1 rRNA gene is annotated in these 1,810 nt (G+C 31.4%); it reads right to left on the reverse strand.

Annotation, left to right across the window (positions count from 1 at the left end):
* Positions 1-1,659 precede the first annotated feature (1,659 nt).
* Positions 1,660-1,769, reverse strand: a 5S ribosomal RNA gene (gene rrf / locus AB674_RS21510).
* Positions 1,770-1,810: the final 41 nt, after the last annotated feature.

Raw genomic sequence — 1,810 nt, forward strand, 5'->3', positions numbered from 1 at the left:
CAATGAACTTGCGTGTTTTGCGGGGTGCAAAGGTAAGCAGCGTTTTCAAATCTCACAAGCTTTTTTGAATCTTTTTTTTATTTTGTTTTCTCAAACTTTTCTAAAAAATTAATCCTCTTTTCTTGTCAGTCTATCAGGGAACGTCTGCGTCGTTGCGGGTGCAAAAGTAGCCCCTTTATTCGCATTTACAAGCTTTTTACTTTGCTTTTTTTGCCTTTTTTTCAATCTTTTTCTTAACTTACTGGTAATGGTGTTTTTACAAAACTTAGGTTTTTGTTGTTTTTAGGAATTTTCTTTCTTTAACTATGATTTTTACATTACAACAACTTAATCATGTATCATTTTTAAAGAGTTTTCTACTTCTCTACTGCTTTTTTAAGATTCCTTTACCAGGTGTATTTCTTAATTTTTACCGTCTTTTGATTTTTTTTCAGTTCCTATAGAGTTTTAGCATTCAAAAAAAAGCTTCCAATCCTATCCCTTCACAAACTGTTTTAGCTTTAATAAGCAAAACTAAAAACAAACACCAAACAAAAAATTAAGTTATTGCGTCTTTTTTCCAATACTACAGCTTTAATAAATGAGTAAGGTATTTTCAAAATAAAACCTTAATTAAAAACCGATCTTTTTAGTACTGAATTCTATTTTCATCCTCGCAATTTTATCCTTTCAATGCTTCTTTTTTCCACAATCAACTTTTTTTTATAAAACTCAAGCAAAAGCTCACACAAACCAGCTTTTTTTTACCTATAACTTTAAATTTGTAAAATCACCTGCCCTTACCTAGTCTTCAACCTAGACAACATCTTATAAAAAAACACAATTGAAGACACAATTGAAGACACAATTGAAGACACAATTGAAGACAATAAGTCATCAAACCCAATTAAAGCTTTTTTTTATAAAAATATTATCTTTTAAAAATTAAGATTTCAGATCAAATTCAAAAGAAGTGAAGTCTTGTGAAAATTTAGACAAACTGCTCTAGTTAGCACTCTAATTTCTTTCTTTGAAACTGACATAGTTTTTATTTTAAATAATACTATTTATCAATATATAATTTAACACCTCTTTGTAGCTTCCCTTTTTACAACATCAATTTATCAAGTCTATTTCTTGTAATTCTGTTTTTTTTTCAACAAAAGATAAATCTTCATTTTCTTATCTTGTTTTATGGAGTTTCTTGCTGAGATTTACTTCGCCTATTCGCTTTCGCTCGGATTTCCTAGGCCGAAAGGACAAACGTGATGCATATTCTACAAACAAACTAGATTTTCGCATCCAATTCTTTAGCACTTCATTCCTTTTGAACTTGACCCCGGAGTTCTTTCAAAGATTGAAATTAGATTTTTACTCGGCTCAAAGTTTAAGCTTGTCAAGTTTCCTTCGACTTCGCTCAGGATGACATATGGCAAAAAAAAGCAAAGCAAAGCAGAAGAAATAAGAATAAAACCAGGGATTTTACAATAAATCAAATTCAAAAGTTGTAAAATTCTCATCTGTACTCTTTTTTAAACCGCAAAGTTCATTAGGGGTTTACGTAAAGGTCGTGAAGATAAAACTAAACTGAGCTTACATCACTTATATGGTTTAAAAAAGCAACAACCAAAAAGTATATAAAACAAAAAACCCTATCCAAATTGGATAGGGTTTTTAAAAGAAAGGCGACGACATACTCTCCCACATAACTGCAGTACCATCTGCGCAGGCGGGCTTAACTACTCTGTTCGGGATGGGAAGAGGTGAGCCCCGCCGCAATAACCACCTTAAGGTCGTTGTTACTTGAGGTAACGTACAATTAATTAAAAAT

This window comes from Flavobacterium sp. ABG (assembly GCF_001027725.1).
GTDB lineage: Bacteria > Bacteroidota > Bacteroidia > Flavobacteriales > Flavobacteriaceae > Flavobacterium > Flavobacterium cupriresistens.